Source organism: Acaryochloris sp. 'Moss Beach', from assembly GCF_021497025.1.
Taxonomy (GTDB): Bacteria; Cyanobacteriota; Cyanobacteriia; order Thermosynechococcales; family Thermosynechococcaceae; genus Acaryochloris; species Acaryochloris marina_A.
The window spans coordinates 1-20,862 of record NZ_CP071718.1 but is presented as its reverse complement, the minus strand read 5'-3'; the positions used below and the strand labels follow the sequence as shown (position 1 = coordinate 20,862).

Annotated in this window: 19 protein-coding genes and 4 pseudogenes; 9 read left to right on the top strand and 14 right to left on the bottom strand. The window is 46.0% G+C overall.

Going from position 1 to position 20,862, the window contains the following annotated elements; genetic code table 11:
• Positions 1 to 695: 695 nt before the first annotated feature.
• Complete coding sequence (locus HRE53_RS26685; RefSeq protein WP_235111541.1) at positions 696 to 1,940, bottom strand: ISL3 family transposase; 1,245 nt, start codon at positions 1,938 to 1,940, stop codon at positions 696 to 698.
• 226 nt (positions 1,941 to 2,166) lie between these two features.
• Positions 2,167 to 2,619, bottom strand: coding sequence for a hypothetical protein (locus HRE53_RS26680; protein WP_212661604.1), 453 nt, complete (start codon positions 2,617 to 2,619; stop codon positions 2,167 to 2,169).
• A 224-nt stretch (positions 2,620 to 2,843) separates the two neighbouring features.
• Between HRE53_RS26680 and HRE53_RS26675 the strand changes: the two genes are divergently transcribed.
• A complete protein-coding gene (locus HRE53_RS26675) occupies positions 2,844 to 3,098 on the top strand; it encodes a type II toxin-antitoxin system HicA family toxin (RefSeq protein WP_212661605.1) in 255 nt (84 codons plus the stop codon).
• On the top strand, positions 3,095 to 3,436 hold the full coding sequence (locus HRE53_RS26670; RefSeq protein ID WP_235111540.1) for a type II toxin-antitoxin system HicB family antitoxin: 342 nt from the start codon (positions 3,095 to 3,097) through the stop codon (positions 3,434 to 3,436). The genes HRE53_RS26675 and HRE53_RS26670 overlap by 4 nt, the downstream gene beginning before the upstream one ends.
• Before the next feature lie 10 nt (positions 3,437 to 3,446).
• Here HRE53_RS26670 and HRE53_RS26665 read toward each other — a convergent pair whose 3' ends face one another.
• A complete protein-coding gene (locus HRE53_RS26665) occupies positions 3,447 to 3,587 on the bottom strand; it encodes a hypothetical protein (protein WP_235111538.1) in 141 nt (46 codons plus the stop codon).
• Between the two features lie 93 nt (positions 3,588 to 3,680).
• On the opposite strand from HRE53_RS26665, the gene HRE53_RS26660 reads away from it, so the two are divergent.
• Both HRE53_RS26660 and HRE53_RS26655 read left to right on the top strand, forming a co-directional pair.
• Entirely contained in the window at positions 3,681 to 4,238 is a 558-nt protein-coding gene (locus HRE53_RS26660) for a hypothetical protein (protein WP_235111536.1), read from the top strand.
• A gap of 140 nt (positions 4,239 to 4,378) precedes the next feature.
• Entirely contained in the window at positions 4,379 to 4,870 is a 492-nt protein-coding gene (locus HRE53_RS26655) for a DUF2059 domain-containing protein (protein ID WP_235111534.1), read from the top strand.
• Positions 4,871 to 4,941: 71 nt separating this feature from the next.
• Here HRE53_RS26655 and HRE53_RS26650 read toward each other — a convergent pair whose 3' ends face one another.
• The 3 genes and pseudogenes from HRE53_RS26650 to HRE53_RS26640 all read right to left on the bottom strand — a co-directional run bounded on the left by HRE53_RS26650 (position 4,942) and on the right by HRE53_RS26640 (position 8,512).
• The gene (locus HRE53_RS26650; RefSeq protein ID WP_235111533.1) at positions 4,942 to 5,148 is read right to left on the bottom strand and encodes a hypothetical protein; all 207 of its coding nucleotides are present in this window, start codon (positions 5,146 to 5,148) and stop codon (positions 4,942 to 4,944) included.
• A 72-nt stretch (positions 5,149 to 5,220) separates the two neighbouring features.
• Positions 5,221 to 5,974, bottom strand: a pseudogene (rpaB, locus tag HRE53_RS26645) (response regulator transcription factor RpaB).
• 198 nt (positions 5,975 to 6,172) lie between these two features.
• The gene (locus tag HRE53_RS26640) at positions 6,173 to 8,512 is read right to left on the bottom strand and encodes an RNB domain-containing ribonuclease (RefSeq protein ID WP_235111531.1); all 2,340 of its coding nucleotides are present in this window, start codon (positions 8,510 to 8,512) and stop codon (positions 6,173 to 6,175) included.
• 481 nt (positions 8,513 to 8,993) lie between these two features.
• On the opposite strand from HRE53_RS26640, the pseudogene HRE53_RS26635 reads away from it, so the two are divergent.
• A pseudogene (locus HRE53_RS26635) lies at positions 8,994 to 10,906 on the top strand (transglycosylase domain-containing protein).
• Positions 10,907 to 10,908: 2 nt separating this feature from the next.
• Here HRE53_RS26635 and HRE53_RS26630 read toward each other — a convergent pair.
• The 5 genes and pseudogenes from HRE53_RS26630 to HRE53_RS26610 all read right to left on the bottom strand — a co-directional run bounded on the left by HRE53_RS26630 (position 10,909) and on the right by HRE53_RS26610 (position 16,124).
• A pseudogene (locus HRE53_RS26630) lies at positions 10,909 to 12,655 on the bottom strand (Hsp70 family protein).
• 27 nt (positions 12,656 to 12,682) lie between these two features.
• Positions 12,683 to 13,285: a nucleotide exchange factor GrpE gene (locus tag HRE53_RS26625; RefSeq protein ID WP_235111530.1), complete on the bottom strand. Its 603-nt coding sequence runs from the start codon at positions 13,283 to 13,285 to the stop codon at positions 12,683 to 12,685.
• A 1-nt stretch (position 13,286) separates the two neighbouring features.
• Positions 13,287 to 13,583, bottom strand: a complete 297-nt coding sequence (locus tag HRE53_RS26620) for a DnaJ domain-containing protein (RefSeq protein ID WP_235111529.1) — start codon at positions 13,581 to 13,583, stop codon at positions 13,287 to 13,289.
• Between the two features lie 23 nt (positions 13,584 to 13,606).
• The gene (locus HRE53_RS26615; RefSeq protein ID WP_235111528.1) at positions 13,607 to 13,903 is read right to left on the bottom strand and encodes a hypothetical protein; all 297 of its coding nucleotides are present in this window, start codon (positions 13,901 to 13,903) and stop codon (positions 13,607 to 13,609) included.
• Between the two features lie 178 nt (positions 13,904 to 14,081).
• Positions 14,082 to 16,124, bottom strand: coding sequence for a tetratricopeptide repeat protein (locus HRE53_RS26610; protein WP_235111527.1), 2,043 nt, complete (start codon positions 16,122 to 16,124; stop codon positions 14,082 to 14,084).
• A gap of 249 nt (positions 16,125 to 16,373) precedes the next feature.
• Here HRE53_RS26610 and HRE53_RS26605 point away from each other — a divergent pair, with 249 nt between their 5' ends.
• Entirely contained in the window at positions 16,374 to 17,288 is a 915-nt protein-coding gene (locus tag HRE53_RS26605; RefSeq protein WP_235111526.1) for a hypothetical protein, read from the top strand.
• A gap of 47 nt (positions 17,289 to 17,335) precedes the next feature.
• On the opposite strand, the gene sepF is transcribed toward HRE53_RS26605, so the two are convergent.
• The 3 genes from sepF to HRE53_RS35000 all read right to left on the bottom strand — a co-directional run bounded on the left by sepF (position 17,336) and on the right by HRE53_RS35000 (position 18,227).
• Entirely contained in the window at positions 17,336 to 17,479 is a 144-nt protein-coding gene (gene sepF, locus HRE53_RS35305; protein ID WP_255801519.1) for a cell division protein SepF, read from the bottom strand.
• 69 nt (positions 17,480 to 17,548) lie between these two features.
• Positions 17,549 to 17,773 (bottom strand): hypothetical protein, encoded by a 225-nt coding sequence (locus HRE53_RS26595; RefSeq protein WP_235111525.1) that lies wholly within the window; start codon positions 17,771 to 17,773, stop codon positions 17,549 to 17,551.
• Between the two features lie 172 nt (positions 17,774 to 17,945).
• On the bottom strand, positions 17,946 to 18,227 hold the full coding sequence (locus tag HRE53_RS35000) for a putative dsRNA-binding protein (protein WP_315876730.1): 282 nt from the start codon (positions 18,225 to 18,227) through the stop codon (positions 17,946 to 17,948).
• A 795-nt stretch (positions 18,228 to 19,022) separates the two neighbouring features.
• On the opposite strand from HRE53_RS35000, the pseudogene HRE53_RS26585 reads away from it, so the two are divergent.
• The 3 genes and pseudogenes from HRE53_RS26585 to HRE53_RS34990 all read left to right on the top strand — a co-directional run bounded on the left by HRE53_RS26585 (position 19,023) and on the right by HRE53_RS34990 (position 20,677).
• Positions 19,023 to 20,056 (top strand): annotated as a pseudogene (locus tag HRE53_RS26585) (reverse transcriptase domain-containing protein).
• Between the two features lie 11 nt (positions 20,057 to 20,067).
• Positions 20,068 to 20,301 carry a group II intron maturase-specific domain-containing protein gene (locus HRE53_RS34995; RefSeq protein WP_315876778.1) on the top strand — a complete coding sequence of 78 codons (234 nt, stop codon included), beginning with the start codon at positions 20,068 to 20,070 and terminating at the stop codon, positions 20,299 to 20,301.
• A 67-nt stretch (positions 20,302 to 20,368) separates the two neighbouring features.
• Positions 20,369 to 20,677 (top strand): HNH endonuclease signature motif containing protein, encoded by a 309-nt coding sequence (locus HRE53_RS34990; RefSeq protein WP_315876728.1) that lies wholly within the window; start codon positions 20,369 to 20,371, stop codon positions 20,675 to 20,677.
• Positions 20,678 to 20,862 lie beyond the last annotated feature (185 nt).

Genomic DNA, 20,862 nt, shown 5'->3' with positions numbered 1-20,862 from the left:
TTGCTAAAAACCGTGACTCAATTTCACTATAGGCACTAATTTTTCATATTAAGATTTGGATGTTTCAGAACAGTGGAACGAATTAGCTACGTGTAGATAAGGACCATTGACGTACCCTTAAATCACTCTTGCCTCATTCTCAATAAGCCCGATCTCCATGCCCCCTCCACCCAAATTCCACGAGTTTCCAGTACTTTCACCCCTTTAAGGGGTTAAGCCGACATACGCCTAATTTTTCTCACAGGATCGCCGAAAGCCAATATTGAAGAGAGTTTTAAGACTTCAAGCTATCAAGTATTTACACTCTTCAAACTAGGGTAACACTTTTGCTGAAAAGAAAAAGATTAGAAGTACTACTATGCAAGGGGCTTATGGATTTTTGAATTATACAAGAGCGTTATCCTGGCATACTAGAACTTGAACCATACCCACTCTAATTACATCCTTTCTCTTTTGAGTGTTGTGTGAATTGTGTTGGGTTATAAACAGCATGGATATTGCAAAATGCATCTCAGCTTTTATTCTTCTATGGGTATTTGTTCTACTATGCAAAAACTTAAAAAAGTTTGTTGAAGGATATGATTTGGGCGAATCTGCATTGCAGGATAGCTTTCTGACCTTAGTACAAATATTATTTGTTGTAAGCCTAAGTCAGGCTCTCTGGGAATTAGCGTGATAGCCGCTAGATATAGTGTTTAGGTCAAGGCAAAAGTCTGATACCCATTGAGGTCAAGCGAAATCCTTTGGAAGAGCCTTTCAATATCGAAAATACCGTAGCATCGTCTTTTTAGGACCTTAACTCGGTTGTTAAATCCTTCGACAAAGCCACTGGTCCATCCCTCCAGAAAATAGTTGGTCATCTCATCCATCCAATTGTTGACAGTGGTCAGGAAACTCTCAAAATCCTTGATGTCACTTTTGAGGACTCGTTTACACCAAGCCCGGATGGCACATTTAGCTCCGTTTTTGGTGTACCTACCCTCAAATATCTGTGTCAATTCCTCTCGGAGTTTGTAGGCCTGCTTCATCTCAGGAGAATAAGCAAACACTCGCTCAAGCAACTGTTGTTCTGACTCCTGGAGATTCTCAGGCCGTTTTCGAAAGGCCCACATCGCACCTTTGATACTGTCATAGTCTTGCTTAGGGAGTTCTTGGCGTAGACGTTTGACCTCCCGTTTACGAACTGTATCGGCACAATTACGATAGGCTTTGGCCATATGAAAGCGGTCAATGACAATTTTTGTTTGAGGGAGTTGTTCACGGACTGCACTGACAAATCCTTGATATATATCAGTACAAACCCGCTCAATGGTTTGGCGTAAATGAAGGGGAATCGATTGAAGAAAATTTGCAACGGTCTGTTGTTTGCGGTCGGCCAGAACTGCCAATATGTCTACTCCGCCTGTGGTAGGAATCGTGATCAAAACTACAAAATCACGGTGGCCTCTTTTCAGCGAAATCTCGTCAATCCCGATAACCTTGAGGTCTAAATATTCGCTCCAGTCAACTTGACAGGCAATCCAGCGATCAATAATGCCACTGACGACACCTTCACTAACGCCTAGTTTTCTAGCAACATCTGAGACCGTTGAGTTGATCAGGATACGCAGAAGCCAATGCTCATAAGCTTTTGTATTGGGACTGCGAGGTTCATGCCATTCTAAGCGTTGAGTTGTTGTGGGATGGTCATCGCAATACCCGCATCGATAGCGCTTGGGCCGAATTTCTAAATACACTGGTACTTCGAACAATGGCAAGTGACGAATTCGAAGAGCCTGATCATGGCAGTGAAGGTCAGTAATCTCATGTCCACATTTGTGGCAGGTTGTTCCTTGCAGAGTACTCTCAATTTTGATCAGCCAATCCCCTCGTTCCGTCTTCGATAGCTCTAGAACTTGAACATCGGGAAGGTTGAGGGGAATGCGAATTGAGTTATCCATGACACTCTCGTTCTGAAGTACCTCCTCAGATCATTCCATAGGGATGACTAAGGAATAAACACTATATGTAGGGTGTCACCACGCTAATTACCGGAGAGCCAAAAAACTACGACCATCTTGATCGAAGAATCCAAAGCTGAAAATTGGCTTTGAAGCAAAGTGAGGGGCTAAATTTAATCGTTTGAGTATTTGCGTGGGTAATATATCCAATCTAATCGCGCTTAACTCAACATGGGTTCAGGTAAATTGGAGCCTTACGAGATGGATAAGTAAGGGCAGCAATCAGTAATATCGACAGGTCAAATAGCACTTGTAGGGAAAAAGCTACCAGATTCTTCAGCATCACAAAGAAACCCATCAACAATATTTTCAGTAGATGGCACCCCGCTTGTGCTGCTAATGGAGACTTAAACCGAATCAGCTTCCCTGGTAAGAACAAAAACAATGATAACGCCATCGCATTGACCAGCAATAAGCCTAACAGTAAGTAACCCCCAATACCCGCTAGCAATGATCCTTTTTGGATAGAGGGTAGCAACTTGATAAATGCAGCCAACAGACCCAACATACTTAAAGGGGCCAACCAATTGGGAAGTTCAATCCCCAAAACGAAGTGCTCTAGCATCTGAAAGGCTTTGTTCAAGACTGCCTGAAACAGTTCCTCTTTGCGATCAAACATGGCCCACACCTGATGACGTTGCAGCCATGATAGTCACACTTTTAGTTTTGTCAATTGTTTTGCTGTATCTACCTAATAGACCTCTGACACCATGAGTAAGAGAGGGTAGGTACGTTCAGGCTTTTGGGTTAGTGAACAATCCCTGAAATGAACACATTTGCAACTATTTCTAGTTGCAAATGTTGAGAAACCTTTAGATAATGAGAATAGCGCTGGTACTGAGCATGACCCGGAAAGAAAAGCTCATCAAACGTTTCCTCACACGCCCTAAAGACTTTACCTGGGATGAGTTGGTTGTTCTATTGTCCATCTTTCAATTTTCTGAAGTCTCCACCGGTAAAACTGGCGGGTCTAGGAGACGTTTCATTAATTCAGATGGCCTTGTCATCAGTCTTCATAAACCTCATCCGCGCAACCTATTGAAGAAATATCAAATTGAACAAGTCATCGACATTTTAGAGGAGGAAAGGCTGATATGAAAAATATGATCGAATATCAAGGTTATTTTGGATCTGTCCATTTCAGCAACGAAGATGAAGTGTTTTATGGCAAGGTTGAGTTCATCCGCAGCCTGATTAGCTATGAAGGGACTGATGTTCAATCACTCAAATCAGCTTTTCAAGAAGCCATTGATGAGTATCTAACCGATTGTGCTGAAAACGCAATAGAGCCTGAGCACTCCTTCAAGGGGAGCTTCAATATCCGACCTGGAACTCAGCTCCATAGACAAGCTGCGATCGCAGCTCAGCAGCGGGGAATCAATCTCAATGCTCTTGTAACTGAAGCGCTAGAGAACTATCTACAGCCATCGAAGTAGCTCCCACCGATCACCCCCAACACTTCGCCACCCGCTCCCGATCCAACCACACTCCGACCATTTCCTCAATCCACTCAATTGCTTCATTTAGCTGCAGCTCAACCACCTGTAAGATATTAAGCGTGTCTTCCAGCTCTGGACTTTTAAACAAAATTTTGATGAGCGACTTTTTTCCCTCAACTGTGATCCAGAATTGCCTAATACATTAGTCTACTATCAGAGCCTTTGAAACAATTGCACTCTCATGCCCATAACCTACACCAACCGGAAGCAGAAAACGTTTTATTTGCATCAGGGCAAGACTAAAACAGGTAAACCCAAATGCCACTTCTCAATGAAGGCTGAGGGAGTATTAGCCGAGGCCATCCCAGAAGGATTTGAAATCTATGAAAATCCTAATGCCCAAGTTTTCTTGAGGAAGATTCCGCCAAAGCTGATCACCGATCAGGAATTATGCCTTGTTAAGGATGGAATGGAGAAATATTCCCATGCGGATAAATACATAGTTGATGTCAAGAAAGAGACCATAAGTATTTTCACCCCAACTCAGAATGTTGCTGCCCTTTCAGAGTTTCTCGTTCCAACAGCTCAGGCTCTAGGAAAAACTCAAGAGGACTTACAAAAACTCCTCCAACAGGTGCTGTCCTATTCCTGTGATTTTAGGTTCATTTTGGTGAACAAACAGCAGCGACTCTTTCAAGCCCAGAGATATTGCTATCTAGGTTCCATTGACGATTGGATAGAGATTGGCTCCACCGATCAGCTCGAAATCCTGGTCAAAAAAATATACCAAACATATTGACCAGGACTCCATGTATGAATTGCTATGAGAGTAAATTTATACTAAGAAAATATAATCTTTTCCGGGTGACTTTGCAGTAAGACAGGAATGATAGTAGTTTCACGGTAGCCTCTCAGATATACAATTCTGTTGGAGTTAAAATGTTCAAAGTTAAGTCATATGTTTCTAGGCTTCTGCTAATTTTTTCTCTCTTTATCACTGCATGTGAAACAAACTTACAGCGGGAAACCTCAAAGCAAGTTCGCTTAGAACCATTAGCAACTGGTGATTCTAAGACAAAATTGGTTAGAGACGTTGTTTTAGAAATAGGAGTCGCTCAACAATATGACCTACATCTGAATAACACAACTGATGCACTAATCCCATCATCTTCGAGCAACAAGAAATGGAGGATATGGTTGCAAGAAATTGTGGAAAAAGAAGCTGGTTGGAGGAATATCGAAGACCAATACATTGCACATTTAGAAGCTAATTTCTCAGAAGCTGAGTTAAATAAATTATTGAATCTAGCCAAACAACCCGTTATGAAAAAATGGTTGCAGGCTAACATGAAAGCCTATTCAAATGTGGCTCCAACAAGGCAAAAAATTGCTGGAAAAAAGTGTGGTTTGACTACAATTCAGGAAAAATAACACCCCCCGGATGGTGTGAAACCTGGATCTTGAAGAATTAATCCTAGGAAGATGACATTAGTATTCCATGATTATCTGATCACACCCTGACCCGAGCCACCCGCTCCCGAGCCAGGTACACTCCGATCATCTCCCCAATCCGCTCCATCGTCTTCGGCAACCTCAGTCTCGATGACCTCCGGTCGGCCTTCGGCCATCACCTGCAAAATCGCAAAGTTCTTCTCAAGTTCGACGGCGCACTCCCAGCAGAAACCTGGTGTAGCAAACGGTTTCCTCACAAACGGCTTCCCCGCCCCCCACCACCGTTATCCAGTATTGTCTTAGGCTATTCTGGGATGCCGTCAGATGTTCTAGCTGGCCTCATGTTCTACCAATCTGTGTAATTGATCGTATTTCAACGCATAGCCGACTCCACGAACCGTCTGAAAAAGCTCGGATTCCTCTAGATCTGCCTTGAGTTTTTTTACGTAGACGAGACATATGAACATCAACAACCCGTGTGTCAACTATAGACTCTTTGCTATATCCCCATACCTTCTCTAACAGCTCTTGACGAGGAACTGCTTCTCCAGGGCGACTAGCCAATAGTTCCAATAAACTATATTCCACATAGGTGAGGGAGATCCGTTCTTCATCTAGGCACACTTGCCGCTTATTGGTATCAATATGTAGTGAACCCATCTCAATCACACCTGTAAGTCGATAATTAGAGGGTTTCAGCACATCCAGTCTGCGTAGAATACTCCGAACACGAGATTCTAATTCCTTGGGTGAAAAGGGCTTGACCATGTAATCATCAGCACCCATTTCCAAGCCTGTAATACGGTCTCTTACATCTGAGAGAGCGGTCAACATAATAATCGGAACTCTTGATATTTTGCGGACTGCTTGGCAGACACCATAACCATCCAGTTTGGGCATCATCACATCTAAGACAATCAAGTCGGGATTTTGATGCTCAAAAACCTCTAACGCTTCTATGCCATCAGCAGCGGTGAAGACTTGATAGCCCACCATCGTTAGTCGAGCCGATAAAATTCGTCGAATAGAAGCTTCATCGTCAACTATTAGAATGGAATGCTGATCATTACTCGGATTATTCATGGAGACAGACGTCATTAGTCATATTTCAATCCAGAGTAGCATTGTTGTTTAGACAATAATACTTGAAACACTTGATAGACAAGCTTTTTATAGTTAGTCAATTTGTGCGAGAGCATAACTCTTGCATCACCTACCCCTAATCCACCCCACTCTCACCTTCGCCTCTGCCTTGAATCACCCTATATAGATAGGAGGGAATCAATCTTCTTGGTTGGTCAAATTCTGAGGTTGGCTGAATTCTACTCCCGGAAACCACTCACCCCAATGCTGCGGTGCCAGCTCCCGCACTTGTTCCAGTACCTCTTTAGCAGCCAGACTCTTAGCCAATTTTTTCTTCTTCGCTACCCCGCTACCTTCAATTCGTTCACCCAGAATATACAACTCACACTTACAGATAAACCAATCATCTGAGCTGTCCATTTCGTACTCTGGATTCTCCCATCTCAATCTCTGGCAGACATCCATCAACATCCCAACAAAATTCTGACCACCACTGAGTGGTTTCACCAACGCAGCATGAATGGCTTTGGACAGCGATACCTTGCTAGAGGATGAAGATTTGGACGACAATTGAGGCTCTGGCACCGGAGGCTGTACCCGCTCTTTTGGATGGAATAAGCTGCTCCCAAGATAGGCTTCCAGCCATAATAAACAAGCCTGATGACGTGCATATTGCTTACGGGAATGGACTGCTGGATGAACCGTTGTGAGTGATTCTCCAGATTGTTTGACCTCTAACCAGACTGTGAATGGTGTGCTATCCCCCACCTCAATATATTCGAACTCTTCCCAATCCTTTTCCTGGCTTGAGGCAACGCTGATCACACTCGCTGCATCCTGAACATGATGAGTAAGATGCTGGATAACTTGCTGCTGTAATTCACTGTCACTTCCTTGAAACATCAACAAGTACAAGTCTTGAACTGTTAATTTCTCTGATTCCAAGCGACTGACTAACTCACTGTGGAGTCGCTCAAAATCCTGGTTCTCAGCAGCATACTTCACCAAACGAGTGAATTCTTTACTGGAAAGACGACCCAGCTCTTCAGGTGTCTGGAGTTGATCTTGGTAGACCTTCTGATGCACAGCCTTAAAGTACTCTGAGGTCTCTTTTTCATCCTCACGCCTGACTTGGGCAATATGCTGTCCCAATTGTTCAAGATCAGGCACGGTATAGGGTACCTCTTCCTGCTTGAGTACAGCTTTAACAATGCGATGGTTGATCAAGTCAGCCAGTCTCCGTATCGGACTGGTGAAGTGACAATAAGCAGGCAGGTTTAGGGCAAAGTGTCCGATTAACGCTGGACCATACTCAGCACGGTTCATCCAACTGTATAACCGTTGGCGAATAGCAGCGTTAGATCCTAACGTCAACAATGTCTGATTCATTGTTTCCCGATCTGGGGCAATTGCCCTGGCCGTGTGATTGCGATACAGGGCCGGGATATCTTGAGCTGCCAACCACTGGGCTACAGCCCGGTTCGCCAGGATCATAAATTCTTGAATCAGGATATGGCTACGATGGCGTTCACCCTGGACCAAGCTGCCCTCTTCTGTAAGCCACTGGCCTTGGGCTGTCTGGGTTGCACCAATCGCGCCAGAGGTCAGCCGATTCCGGTACAAATGCAATGCCCACTGATGGGCCATCTCTAAGGTCTTTTGAAAAGCAGGGTGTGCATCGGGCTGGGATGCTTCAGCGTAGGTAAATCGTTTCTGGCTCGTCAGCCAAGACTCAAAGATTTCCATATCCATAATCTGAGCCTTCGCATCGAGGGTGACCTGGATCGTCAGGGTGGGACGCTTTTGGCACTCTAGGAGACTCAGCTTATCTTCTGAGAGCGGCCTCGGCAGCATGGGAGCATTCCCCTTACTGAAATAGCGTGTGGTTGTGCGCTCAATTGCCACTTGATCCAAACTCGAATCAATCTCGATGAGTTCAGAGACGTCAGCAATATGGATAGAGAAAACAGCACCTGAATCAGTGGGTTCAATCCAGATGGCATCATCTAAGTCCCGCGAAGTTGGACCATCAATGGTGATGCCGTGGACTCGGGGACGTTGCCAGAGTTCATCAGAGAGGACAAGGCGCTTGGCTGCTGCAAATGCTTGAGGGGGGAAACGGTTATTGCTTTTGGGAGTCGCTTTGGTCTTTGCTGGTGGCTTATCCTCAGTCGGCGATTTAGATTGCTCATCTTGAACAGATACCTTAGCCTGTTCTATGGGCTGGTCCTGAGCTAGCGGTATAGGCTTCTTATCTTGAGGTACGGCTTCAGACTTTGACTCCAACGTTTTCAATGAAGGGGGTTTGAGAGTTGTTCTTTCTTGGTGCAGCGCTTTCTGTTTGGCCTGCTTCTGGGATTTCCTAAGTGCTGACTTCCGCTGATCTATCTTGGATGCTTTGGTCTGGACCTGGACTGAGTTGAGCTGGGATTCAAGCTTTGTAATAGCACTCTTGAGCAGCTTGGCGGCGGTGGGGTTGGTGCATTCTTGAAGCTGTTGGCGAAGTTGGGAGAGCTTTTCTGAAGTGGAAATAGGCATGAGAGCTTCACGGGGAGCGGACTTGCAGTCATTTTAATGTGGGAAAAGGGGATTTGGGCGGAATTTAGGTTCATTCTCAGGAGCAGTCTACTCTAAACCGGACTGACACACACCAAGAAGCTGGCGATTCTCGTTAGCCCCAAGAATGCGATCAGCATGGCCGTCAGGCAGATCAAAGATAGGCAACGATACACCTTGCTTGAGCGGCGCTTGGGTGGTGTTCCCAAAACTGACGAATCACTAGCTTCCACAATTTTTTAACGGGTCGTTAACACAGTCATCGATAATCTGGGTTGTTTAACTAGCTCATGAAATCCCCATATTGTTGCGTTATTTTGCAGAGATGATGGCTCTTTAAGATCGAGAGTGAAACTTTACTTTAGTATGGGCAGACTTTAGGTATAGAAAGCTTCTCAGTTATTTTTTTAGCAGTAACCTCACACTCCAAATTTAGTGTGTCATGGTTGCCCTTTAATACACCATGTCATCTAGTGCCACTTCTCCTCGAGACTTCTCCTCTAGATCAACCTCCACCCTCTTTTTAAGGGGGATAGGCAATGCTACCTTGACCACCATATTGACCTTGACCCTCCTGGGAAGTGCTGGTTTAGCAGGAGGACTGATGGGGGTAGCGATTAGTTATCGCGATCTGCCTGATGTGACTTCATTAACCCGCTTTTCACCCAATGAAACAACTTACATCTATGACATCAACGGTAAGTTACTCACGGGCTTGCATGAGGAAGAGAATCGCCAGGTTGTCCCACTGGCTAAAATCTCTCCCCACTTGAAACTGTCCGTACTCGCCATCGAAGATAGCAACTTTTACCAACATGACGGCATTAATCCAGTCGGTATCCTGCGGGCAGCCATCACCAATTACCAGGCAGGTCAGACGGTACAAGGGGCATCAACCTTGAGTATGCAGCTGGCTAAAAATCTCTATCTGACCCCAGAAAGAGCCTTTAGTCGCAAGCTCGCAGAAGCAGTGCTAGCACTGAGAATCGAACAACTGCTCAGTAAAGATGAAATTTTAGAGTTGTACCTCAATCAAGTGTATTGGGGACATAATACCTATGGCATAGAAACAGCCGCCCAGAGTTATTTCAATAAATCTGCTGAAGATCTGACCCTAGCTGAATCTGCCATGATGGCTGGGATTATCAAAGCACCAGAAGGGTATAGTCCCTTTGTAGATTTAGACCTTGCTAAAGAACAACAGGACATCGTTCTGGGGCGTTTGGAGGAACTGAAATGGATTACATCTGCTGAGGCTGAAGCAGCTCGGACAGAGAAAATCACTTTAGGAGAAATTACCTCCTATCAACGGAGCCAAGCCCCTGATGTCACCAACACCGTCATTCAGGAATTGACTGAAAGATTTGGTCGAGAGGCACTCGTTAGAGGAGGATTCCGAGTTCAAACGACTCTTGATTGGAAGATGCAGGAAATTGCGGAGAAGACCGTTCGCAGGAATCATCAACACTATGCCTATGCTGCGGACCAGATGGCATTAGTCGCGGTCGATCCGAGAACGCACTTCATCAAGGCCATCGTTGGTGGAGTGGATAACAAAAAAAGTGAATTCAATCGGGCGACTCAGGCTTATCGACAACCCGGTTCTGCTTTCAAACCCTTTGTGTATTACACCGCCTTTGCGACGGGGAAGTACACCCCAGATTCAATGATTAACGACTCTCCCGTGAGCTTCAATGATGGTGGTATAGAGCGGTATAAACCTCAAAACTATGACCGCAGTTTTCAAGGCTCAATGTCCATTCGCCAAGCCTTATCTCAATCACGGAATGTACCCGCGATTGTCATGGGGGCAAAAAGGTGGGTATCAAGAACGTCATCGACGTGTGCCGAAAATTAGGGATTATGAGCCCGATTCCCAATGTAATTTCACTTCCCTTAGGGGCGGTAGATTTAACTCCAGTTGAGATGGCCTCAGCTTATGCCACCTTTGCCAATAACGGTTGGCAGTCCAAAACAACAGCCATTTTGCAAGTCACAGATCCTGCGGGCAAAGTGTTGATTGACAATACCCCACAACCCAAGCAGGTACTCAATCCTTGGGCTGCTGCCTCCGTCAATAGTACGTTGCAAACCGTCGTGCAATCCGGGACGGGGGTAGCGGCCCAGATTGGTCGCCCCGCAGCGGGGAAGACGGGGACCACTTCGTCCGAGCGGGATGTTTGGTTTGTGGGCTATGTGCCTCAACTATCTGTGGCCGTGTGGGCTGGTAATGACAATTACTCCCGGATTGGGTCTGGGGCAACGGGGGGAGGGTGGATGGCCCCTGTTTGGCGAGAGTTTATGAGTGAGGTATTGAAGGATACGCCTGTTCAGTATTTTGAGCCACCTTCCAAGTTTCCCAAGCCCAAGGGTTGAGATTATTCACCTACCTGATCGTACCTCTGTAGTTTCAGATCTAGAGCGGTGCGCACATCTAAAACTGATTCCGGGTCATCCTCAGGGGTGATCGCCTCGACTTGGTTAAGCATTTCCCGCAACGATTCCGCTTCATCACCCTCCATGGATTCTAAGAGTCGATGGGCGTGATCGATTAACTCCGTCTGAGTAGGCATGGAGTCATCAGCATCGATTTCAATGCCTGCACCTTGGGCGAACAATGATTCAATTTCAGCTCTAGATTGAGTGAGCTCATGACTAGACAGACGGCTCGTCCCTGCATCATCAACAATCAATGTACTCTGCTGACCCTTCCCTTTCTCCGTTGCCGTCACGGTCAAAATACCATTGTGGTCAAAATCAAAATGCACTTCAACTTGGACACCCCCTGCAGGTCGAGGCGGCAGCCCCTCCACCCGAAATGACCCAAGCGGGACATTCTCTCTTGCTACTGCATTCTCTCCTTGGAAAACCTCAATCTCCACCGTTTCCTGGCCATTTGAGAGGGTGGAATAGACTTCTGAACGGGAGATGGGAATGACACTGTTGCGAGCAATGATCCTGCTAAACATCCCTGGCATGGTGCCAAATGCGGTACTCATCGCTGCGGCAATACCCAAGGAATGGGGAATAACATCCACCAAAATAGCGTCGACGGAGGCACCCGATAGTACGCCCGCTTGAATGCCAGCCCCTAAGCTCACACATAAGTCGGGCTGGATACCGTCAATGGGAGCTTGTTCTAGATGGGCTGTAATCATCTTTTGGACTAACGGAATACGAGTAGAGCCTCCCACCAGAATCACCCGATCCAAATCTTGCTTGTCCAGCTTTGCATCCGCTAAAGCTCGGTCTATCGCCTCCAATGTTTCTTCAATCAGGGGTTGAATGAGGTCTTCAAAGGACTCCCGTGCTAATTCCACTTCCAGGTGCAGTGCGGTCTTCCCCTGGCTGACTAAATAGGGTTCACGCGCTGTCGCAAAGGCATGTTCACTCAAGTCAATCTTGACTTTTTCCGCAGCCCGGAGCAATCGGGCGTGGACGGTGGGATCTGCAGGAACCTCTGTGTCATGACTTTGCCGAAACTGCTCTGTGAGGTACAGCTGCAACCGTCGGTCAAAGTCATCCCCCACCAAGACGATTGTTCCCATGGCTGGCCAAGACTTCGGTCACATCTCCGGTAATCTCGACGATTGAAACATCGAATGTGCCGCCGCCAAGGTCATAAACTAGCACCTGCTCTGTTTCCTCACTGCGAAAATCATAGGTTAAAGCAGCAGCCGTGGGTTCATTGAGCACTTGCAGTACTTCTAAGCCAGCAATTTCTCCAGCCTCCTTCGTGGCTTGTCGTTGAGCATCTGTAAAGAAGGCGGGCACGGTAATGACTGCTTGGGTAACTGCTTCACCAAAGGCATCTTCCGCTCGTTGCTTCAAGGTACGGAGGAGAATAGCAGAGATTTCTTGGGGTGAATAGGTTTTCTCTCCCAGTACCGTCTTATGATCCGTTCCCATCTGCCGTTTGATAGATTTCACGGTCTGTTCAGGAGCAGCTGCATATTGCCTAAGCGCTTCTCTGCCTATGAGGAGTTTGCCCTTTGTTGTGATTCCCACACATGACGGCAACAGGGTTTCCCCATTCTCGTCTGGGATGGCCCAAGGTTGGCCATTATCAATGGCAGCCACAACCGAATTCGTCGTTCCTAGATCAATCCCGACTGCTGTACCCATATCGTCTATCCTTTGTAAGTTCTTGAACTATCGCTCGTCTGGATCTGAGGGTTTAGAAGCCACCATCACTTGAGCTTCACGCAAGATCCGATTCTGCCATAAGTACCCCTTAACCACTTCTTGAATAACGGTATTCTCTTCTACTTCTGCACTTTCTTGCCGACCTAGTGCATACATCTGTTCTGGATCAAAGGGTTGACCGTTCACTTCAATGGGTACGACCTGTCGCTGCTGGAGGATATCGAGCATTGAACGTCGGATGAGTTCAACCCCTTCTTTCGCACTACTGATGATCTCACGGGTGCCATCCGTCTCTAATTCTGATGTCTCAGGGCTGACGGAGGCAGGAGATTCCTTTTGCCAAAACATCAACCACTGCTGACATTTTTGGAAAAAAGAGGATGAGGAAGCAGCAGAGGATACTTGGGATTGAGAAAGAGGTGTTGCTAAGGTCTGCAAATGGTCTTGTTCCGCTTGATGCCAATGCTCACATGCATGATCTAAGCCATCTAAAATACCCAGCAAATCTTGCAGGAAACGTTCTTGGTCTCGTCGATGTTTGGCAGTTTGGGTAGCTAGCTCTCGGGGGGGGATTGGGTCATGATGTTCTAGGGTCCATCTCCTGGTCACTTTAGAATGTTAGCCGCACTAATTCTGTTAAGGTCACTTGCGCTTGAGCGGTAGCTCGTGCTCGCAGCTGGGTGACGACTGGCGCATCCAACTCCTGCTGACACGGTTGGAGTTCAAAGAAATCTTGTTCAGGTTGCTGTTCTCCCTGGCGCAGGGCTTCATAGGCTGCCCGAATTGCTTTGAATTCTTGAGGCTGTTTATGGGCGGGAAATTCCCGTAATTTGGAATGATAGGCGGACTTGATCTCAGTTGGGGTTGCCCCAACTGCCAAGCCTAAGAGGTCATAGTGGTCTTGCATCGTTGGTTATCCTCGCCAAGTTCTTAGAATTGAAATCCACGTTTTGTTTTTTTCGGCTTGCTCTTGGAGCGCGACCGACCAAAGGGTAAGCCTGCATTCAGGGGATCTGGCTCAAAGAAGTAATCATCATCTTCATCCCCAAAATCAGGGAGATCATCCATCATCCGATCTACTAATTCTGGCAACATCCTTTCCAAGAGTTCGGGTGGAATTTCTGAGCCAAACATTTGCTGCGCCATCTTACGCATCATATCTGTCAGGTCTATTTCGCCGGATTCACTGAAATTGGTCAAGTCGGGAAAGACGGCTTGGGCCATCATCCCTGACTGAAAAGCTTCTTCGGCACGATAGGCTTGCAGTGCCGGAGCATCTTGTAACCGTCGAGCCAGTTCAAACCCTTGCTCATGCCAGTTTTGGTAAGCTTGACTCTCAATGTCAAAGGTCGTCGCTTTCGCTAGGAGTAATTGAGGATTCTGGGCGTCTTGGCTGAGGGCCGTGTCAATCAGAGGACGGAGGACGTCTGTTTGGGTATAGTACCGAGCTTGCAGCTGGATACGGGCTAAGGCTGTTCCAGGTTGGGGGGGGGGACTGATTTAGATAGAGTTGAAGGGCCATATGTAAGCGTTCTGCAGCTAATCCTTTGACAACTAGGAGAACAAGATGAGCCTCTTGTACTTCTGGATACTGCTCGCCTAGGGCAAAGTGTTGCTGCAAATACTGGCTCTCCAAGGCAGCAATCCCTTTGAGTCGCTTGGCAAAGAGCTTAAGACTAAGAAAAATCGCTTGCAGGGGCTGAATCTGCTCTTGAGGGGATGATGTTTTTAACAAACGAGCCCATTTTGGGGTAGCGGATGATTGGACTAATGTGACCCGACCCGCAGCGTTGGGTTCGTCCTCAACGGATTCCACAAAAATCTGGCAGGCTTGCAATGCGGGGTCTTGACTGGCTTCTCTGGACATCACGAGCTGGGCAAAGACCCGATAATTTTGGGTGGACAGGGCTTCTTGCCACCAGGGAATGCCTAGCTCTGGCTCGATCTCTAGATCCCCAAAGGGTTTACCAAACTGTTGACGGGCTTCGCGAATGGCTTGGGCTTCTCCTTGTTCTTCGAGGGATTCAATCAGGGCAAAATAGACATCGCCATAGGTACATCCCTCACTTAAGGCTTTCGTTAGCAAAGGAATAGCTTGGTCGAGTTGATTCTTCGCAAATGCCATTAAGCCTTGGCGACCCATGACCTCTGCAGATGTGGGAGACATCTGTTCAGCTTGTTTCAGCGTTCGTATCCCCTGTTTGGAATTCCCCATCTCCATCCATAAATCCGTCTGCCAGCAATAAAGTTTCGCCAGTATGGGTTGAGTACGAGTTTCGGGCCAAGCTTGGGAGTCTGCTCGGGCAGTGGTCTTAACCCAATCTAAGAGGCGACTGAGTAGACGCTGACGTTGAGGGAAGCGTTCAGTCTCTTGATAGACCAGATGGAGCTTTAGGGCTAATTTGGGGTCAAAGGGGTCTGATTCAATCAGATCTTCCCAAAAGGTGATCGTACATTGGGGTTGACGATTCTGGAGGGCTTGTTCCCCTGCTAGCAGCAATAGTGGTCGTCTAAGAATATCGACATCAGGATAGTCTAAGCAGGGTTGTGGCAATCGCTGAATTAGATGGGCAGCTTCATGGTAGTCAGATTGGTCAATCAGATAGAGGGCTTCAAGGACAATGGCTAAGGACCGATCCGAATGAAGGTTACCATCTCGCTCAATTAAAGGGAGAAGGGATTGTTGTTGATCTAACGCTTGCCTGATGGCAAGTCGTTCAAGGGCGGGGTGCTGAGGAGTTATACCTGAATTGAATCGTAGGGCACTGAAGGGAGAATACGGCTTCAGTCCTAAGATACTCTCTGAGATTTCCCAGTGACCTAACTGCTGCTGGGTGTAGGCAATCCAAACGGACTGATTATCTCCCGGAGTTACGGCTCTGCGATCCATTTTCTTGAAAGAGGTGATCGCTTTTTGAGGATCTTCAGCAGCTAAGGCTAACACCCCTCTGGCCCAATGCAATTGAGCAGCATAGAACCGTTTGGATTGATGGGTGATCAGGTCTTGAATTGCTTCAATATCCTCATTGAGGAATAAGAGTTTCAAATAGCACCCTGCATAGTTTTTAGGTAATACTTTCTCCTCAAAGGCTTTCTGAATAAGGGCTAATGCAGCCTCTATCTGATCTGAGGCTAAAAGGCATTTGGCTAGCCAATAATGTCCCTCACCAGCATGACCAAGAGTGAGTGCCTTCCGCAAAGAAACTTCAGCTTGAGAATAGTCGCCTTGGTCATATTCCTGCTGACCCTGCAGCAGCCATAGTTGGGATTCTGACTGACTAATCTGTGCTTCGGGATAGGAACGGTGAATTTGCTTCAGCTTGTCTAAGGCTTGGCGATAGTTTTGACGTTGAACTTGCGTTTGCAGCTGCCTCTCTAGCTTCTCAAATTTGGAAGATGGGCTCGTTGACGCTGACCTTTGACGTTGCTTGGTTTTTCGTTTGGCCACAATCCTGCCCTCAGTTCAACAATGAAACCCCCCAACCAACTTCTATCAGGATAATTGTGAACTCAATACAGTAGATACTTATTGGCCTTTTCTTAATATTGGATATCAAAGCGGCCCGAGAGGGGCAAAACGCTCCAAAAATCGCCAAGATAGTCTCATTAATGATTAGATCAAGTGAATCATACTCTGGGAATGCTAACTCATAGCATTCTTACACTTTGCTGAAACTATACTGATCTCCGACAACCTATGGCCACTGACAACAAATATTCTGAAGTACTTCTTGAGTTAAAGACCCACTACCAACAAACACTGGCTGAACTTGAAGCTCAAACAAATCAACTCAAGACCAAAATCACGTCTCTAGATACGTTGATTGAAGATCCATCGTTAGGCTCAGATATCCTTTCAATCCTGCAAGGTGAAGCAGGCTCAATGCCACCAGAAGCGTCAAACTCAAAAGCTGCTGACACAGTAGAGCCTAAAGCTGAATCTAAACCCAAGAAAACTGCTCCAAAAGCTGCTTCAAAGAAGAAATCTGCAACTCCTAAGAAACCAGCGTCAACTCCAAGGACAAAGGGAAAAGTAGAATCTAAAGCTGAAGCTACTCCAAAGAAAGTTGCCCCAAAAGCTTCACCCTCATCTGGGAAAAGAAAATCTCCAGCATCTAAGAGAACAGCATCAGCTCCAAAAGATACTAAAAAGGTAGAACCCAAAGCTGAAGAAAAGCCCAAGATAGTTGCTCCAAAAGCTTCACCCTCATCCGGGAAGAGAAAATCTCCCACATCTAAGAAAACAGCATCTCAGGAAAAGACCAAGAAACCTCAGAAACAAACAGGCCGTTCTTCATCCAGTTCTCGGAAGATGAACAAGCCCTATGACCAGATGAGTAAATTTGATGCAATCATACGGATCATGAAAGAGCAAACTGAAAATTTGGTTCACATGGATGATGTGATATTGAAGCTATATGGTGAACTGAGTGGCGATGCACTCAAAATGGAACGTAAAAGGATGCACAACACTATGTATCAGGGTACCAAGAAAAATCTATGGATTAAATCCCCTAATGTACCCATGAGTTATATCCTTGAAGAAAATTCACAGACTAAATCTGAGGAATCCAAAAAAACTAAGGCCAAAAAGTCTCAGAAAAAGACCTAACGAAAGAATACTAGATGGTCGGGTTCAGCCAAGTATAATCACCCGACTCAAGCATGAGCCATCATTCTTGTAATCGAGAATGATGGTGGGGCGAGCAGGAAGACGCCTTTGCCAATCTCGGTAGACTCACCTGACAACGAAAAAGTACTTCCAGCCAAATAATCTATCAGCCCTGCCAGCTTGGATTCCAAAGGTACAACTATTCCACAATCCTTTGATGCTCCTCAATCGTGGAATCTCCACCACCAAACCAAAATTCTTTAACAATCACAATACAGTTCAGACCGTTTGATCAATTGCTGTAGTTCATCGCATTCCATCCCTTGAATAGCCAGTGCCAGACCTGTATGCACTAGTGCTAACCTTTGTCTTGCTTCAGGGCTCAAGTCTTCAGAAGCTTCTTCTGCACATTCCAAAATGTTTGCTGTCATGTTCAAGTTATCAAAGGTGACTGCTAATGCTTCGGCTAACAAACTTGTCAACATGGCTTATGTGCTTTGCTCCTGAGGTCTTCTATATCATCAGGCAAAGTATTCGGGAGTAAAACAGCGTAACTACCGATTTATAGCGATAGATAAACACTAATCTCTAGTGATTTTCCCTGATAGCAATATTACGTAGTTTTAGGCAAACCATAGAAATGTAATGGGAACGATTCTAGCTATGACCTCCTACTCCTTTCAATAATTCCCTCGCAGCCCTCACCTTCGCCTGCTTCTTGGACCGCCCCTCACCAACTCCCTCTAGACCCATCGCTCGTACTGAGCAGCGAAATCCTTCCGATATCACCTCAAACTCGTACCTGGGCATAGAGATTTGCTGACGCTGGCATAATTCCTGTAACTCACTGATTGGATTTTCTTCCGAAGCGTCAACTTGACCAACATGTGCCTCCTGGTCTTCCTTCTGATCCTCAGCTTCTTCCTGGCCTGGGCGCAAGACCCTCACCTGTTGCTCAGCTCTGAGAATAGCTCGGTTTCTAGCGCTTTCGAGGAGTTTGATCAGGGCATCTTCCGGGTCTTCATTGGGGTAAAGGTAAGCGAGGAATCCAAGCGTGCGATTCGTTCCTACACGAAAGGCTAAAAAGCTAATAAGGTAGGGCTTCTGAGAGATAACCCCTTCTGGGTTGAGTTCGCACTTTAATCTCTCTCAGATGATAACTTGATGTACTTGTAGGTGATGCCTATGAATCTAAGAAACAGAAGCTAGTCCTACCCACCCGGTATAAGGTGTGAAAGCATAACCCCCATCTCAACGGTTTAGTGCCAATGGGATGAAGCGGGGATAAATGTCGGTATCTGGAAGCCTAATCTGGAAACCCGGCTAGCACGTGTGCATGAGTAAAGCTCAATGAGCCTGAATGTATGACTGAACCATCGTGATCCTCAACCAGTGAAAAGGCTGAAATGATTATCCAGCAATGCTTGACAATCACAACACTGGAAACAAAAGTTACTGATTTCTCGAACCTTCTCATGCTTGGAAAGAAGGTTTTATACCCATAACGAAATCCGGTGGAAAGTACAACTCTAAACACACAAACAAAGAACATCAGGAACGAAGTAACCTGACCAGTTTTTCACTCTAGAAGGTCGAATATCTAGAGCAGGTACTAAACCGAATGGACTGGCAGGAGGGATGGTCTAAGAAGCCAATGCCTGGGGGTAATGCCCAGGATACGCAGACGTAGACCCGATAGTACGGAATGAAGAGCCTTTAGTCAGAGTAAAGACGATGACACACTCAATTATGGGTAGTGATGAATGGACAGACATCAACTGGAAACAAGTCCAGAAGAATGTCTATCGACTCCAAACCAGAATCTTCAAAGCCAAACATCGTGGTGATACTAAGCAGGTTCACAGACTCCAGAAACTATTGATGAAGTCCAGATCTGCCAAGCTTCTAGCAGTCAGACGGATCACGCAGGATAATCAAGGCAAGAAAACAGCAGGAGTGGATGGGATAAAATCCCTAACACCAAAACAACGGCTTGACCTCACGAATAACCTGTTCCTAACTGGAAAATCTAAACCAACACGCCGGGTGATGATACCAAAACCCGGAACAACGGAGGAAAGACCACTAGGAATCCCCTGCATGATTGAAAGAGCAAGGCAAATGCTAGTGAAACTAGCACTTGAAGCCGAATGGGAAGCGGTTTTTGAAACCAACACCCACGGCTTTAGAACTGGACGGGGTGCTCATGATGCAATCGAGACAATTTTCAACGGTATCAAGTCCAAAGAAAAATATGTTTTGGACGCTGATATTTCGAAATGTTTCGACAGGATAAACCAGAAAAAGCTATTGACTAAGCTGAACACCTTTCCCAGCTTAAACAGGCAAATTAAAGCCTGGTTGAAGTCGGGAGTGGTACTAGATGGCCAACTCTTTCCAACCAATGAAGGGGTACCCCAAGGACGATTTCCCCATTATTAGCTTTAGTAGCCCTTTATGGATTGGAAACAGCGATTAGAGAATGCATACATCCAAGTAAGACGGCACAACAGGAATTATGTGTCTGTTTTTATGCCGATGACTTCGTCATTCTCCATAAATCGCTAGATGTCATTTTACGGTGTAAATCAGTAGTGGAAGCCTGGTTAAAGGAGATGTCTCTAGAATTGAAACCTAGCAAAACCTGTATTTCCCATACACTTATTCCGTATGAAGGAAAGGTTGGATTCGATTTTCTCGGCTTCAATATCCGTCAGTATCCGGTTGGGAAACACCAATCTGGTAAAAGCCCACACGGTAAAAACTAGGTTTCAAAACAATCATCAAGCCCAGCAAAAAGAAGGTAGCCCTGCATATTCAGAAACTTAGAGATACCATCGATGCTTATAAAACAGCGTCCCAAGCGGCACTGATTAACAAGCTCAACCCGATAGTTAGGGGATGGTGTAACTACTACTCACGGGTATGCAGTAAACAAACCTTCGCAAGTTGTGACAAAGTTCTGTTTTCACAACTAAGAGCATGGGCAAGGTACAGAACCGGAAAAATTTAATCCCAAAACCCTGCTCAAATACTGGCATTACATTGAGGATAGGCTTACTTTCTCAACGCAGAAAGGAATGAAATTAATCTCTCATTCTTCTATCCCAATCGTGCGCCATATAAAAGTAAAGGGGAACAGGAGCTTCTTTGATGGGGATGTACTGTACTGGAGTACAAGAAGAGGCAAACACCCTGAATTACCTAACCAAGTAGCCTTACTACTTAAAAGGTACAAAGGGAAATGCCCAGCATGTGGACTACTGTTTATGGAAGGCGATTTAGTTGAGGTTGACCACAAAATTCCGAAATTGGATGGTGGGACAGATAGATTCGACAATCTGCAACCGCTTCATCGCCATTGCCACGATGTAAAAAACCGCCCGTGATAACGCTAACCGTAAGGCTTTGGTACAGGAAACTGAATTAGAGTCAATCGAAAGCGTCATCAAAATATAGGGCAAATGGTACTGATGACAACAGCCGTATTGTTGAGGAGCGGTGTGAGTTCGAAAGTCTCATGCACCGTTCTGAATGGGAGGGTGACAGGGTGACCTGTCACTCGACCCTAACT

Bases quoted from the DNA above. Each gene is read 5' to 3' on its own strand.
- HRE53_RS26685 (WP_235111541.1), bottom strand. From the start codon at position 1,940: ATGGATAACTCAATTCGCATTCCCCTCAACCTTCCCGATGTTCAAGTT.
- HRE53_RS26680 (WP_212661604.1), bottom strand. From the start codon at position 2,619: ATGTTTGATCGCAAAGAGGAACTGTTTCAGGCAGTCTTGAACAAAGCC.
- HRE53_RS26675 (WP_212661605.1), top strand. From the start codon at position 2,844: ATGACCCGGAAAGAAAAGCTCATCAAACGTTTCCTCACACGCCCTAAA.
- HRE53_RS26670 (WP_235111540.1), top strand. From the start codon at position 3,095: ATGAAAAATATGATCGAATATCAAGGTTATTTTGGATCTGTCCATTTC.
- HRE53_RS26660 (WP_235111536.1), top strand. From the start codon at position 3,681: ATGCCCATAACCTACACCAACCGGAAGCAGAAAACGTTTTATTTGCAT.
- HRE53_RS26655 (WP_235111534.1), top strand. From the start codon at position 4,379: ATGTTCAAAGTTAAGTCATATGTTTCTAGGCTTCTGCTAATTTTTTCT.
- HRE53_RS26640 (WP_235111531.1), bottom strand. From the start codon at position 8,512: ATGCCTATTTCCACTTCAGAAAAGCTCTCCCAACTTCGCCAACAGCTT.
- HRE53_RS26620 (WP_235111529.1), bottom strand. From the start codon at position 13,583: ATGCAAGACCACTATGACCTCTTAGGCTTGGCAGTTGGGGCAACCCCA.
- HRE53_RS26615 (WP_235111528.1), bottom strand. From the start codon at position 13,903: ATGATGGCCCAAGCCGTCTTTCCCGACTTGACCAATTTCAGTGAATCC.
- HRE53_RS26605 (WP_235111526.1), top strand. From the start codon at position 16,374: ATGGCCACTGACAACAAATATTCTGAAGTACTTCTTGAGTTAAAGACC.
- HRE53_RS26595 (WP_235111525.1), bottom strand. From the start codon at position 17,773: ATGTTGACAAGTTTGTTAGCCGAAGCATTAGCAGTCACCTTTGATAAC.
- HRE53_RS34990 (WP_315876728.1), top strand. From the start codon at position 20,369: ATGAAATTAATCTCTCATTCTTCTATCCCAATCGTGCGCCATATAAAA.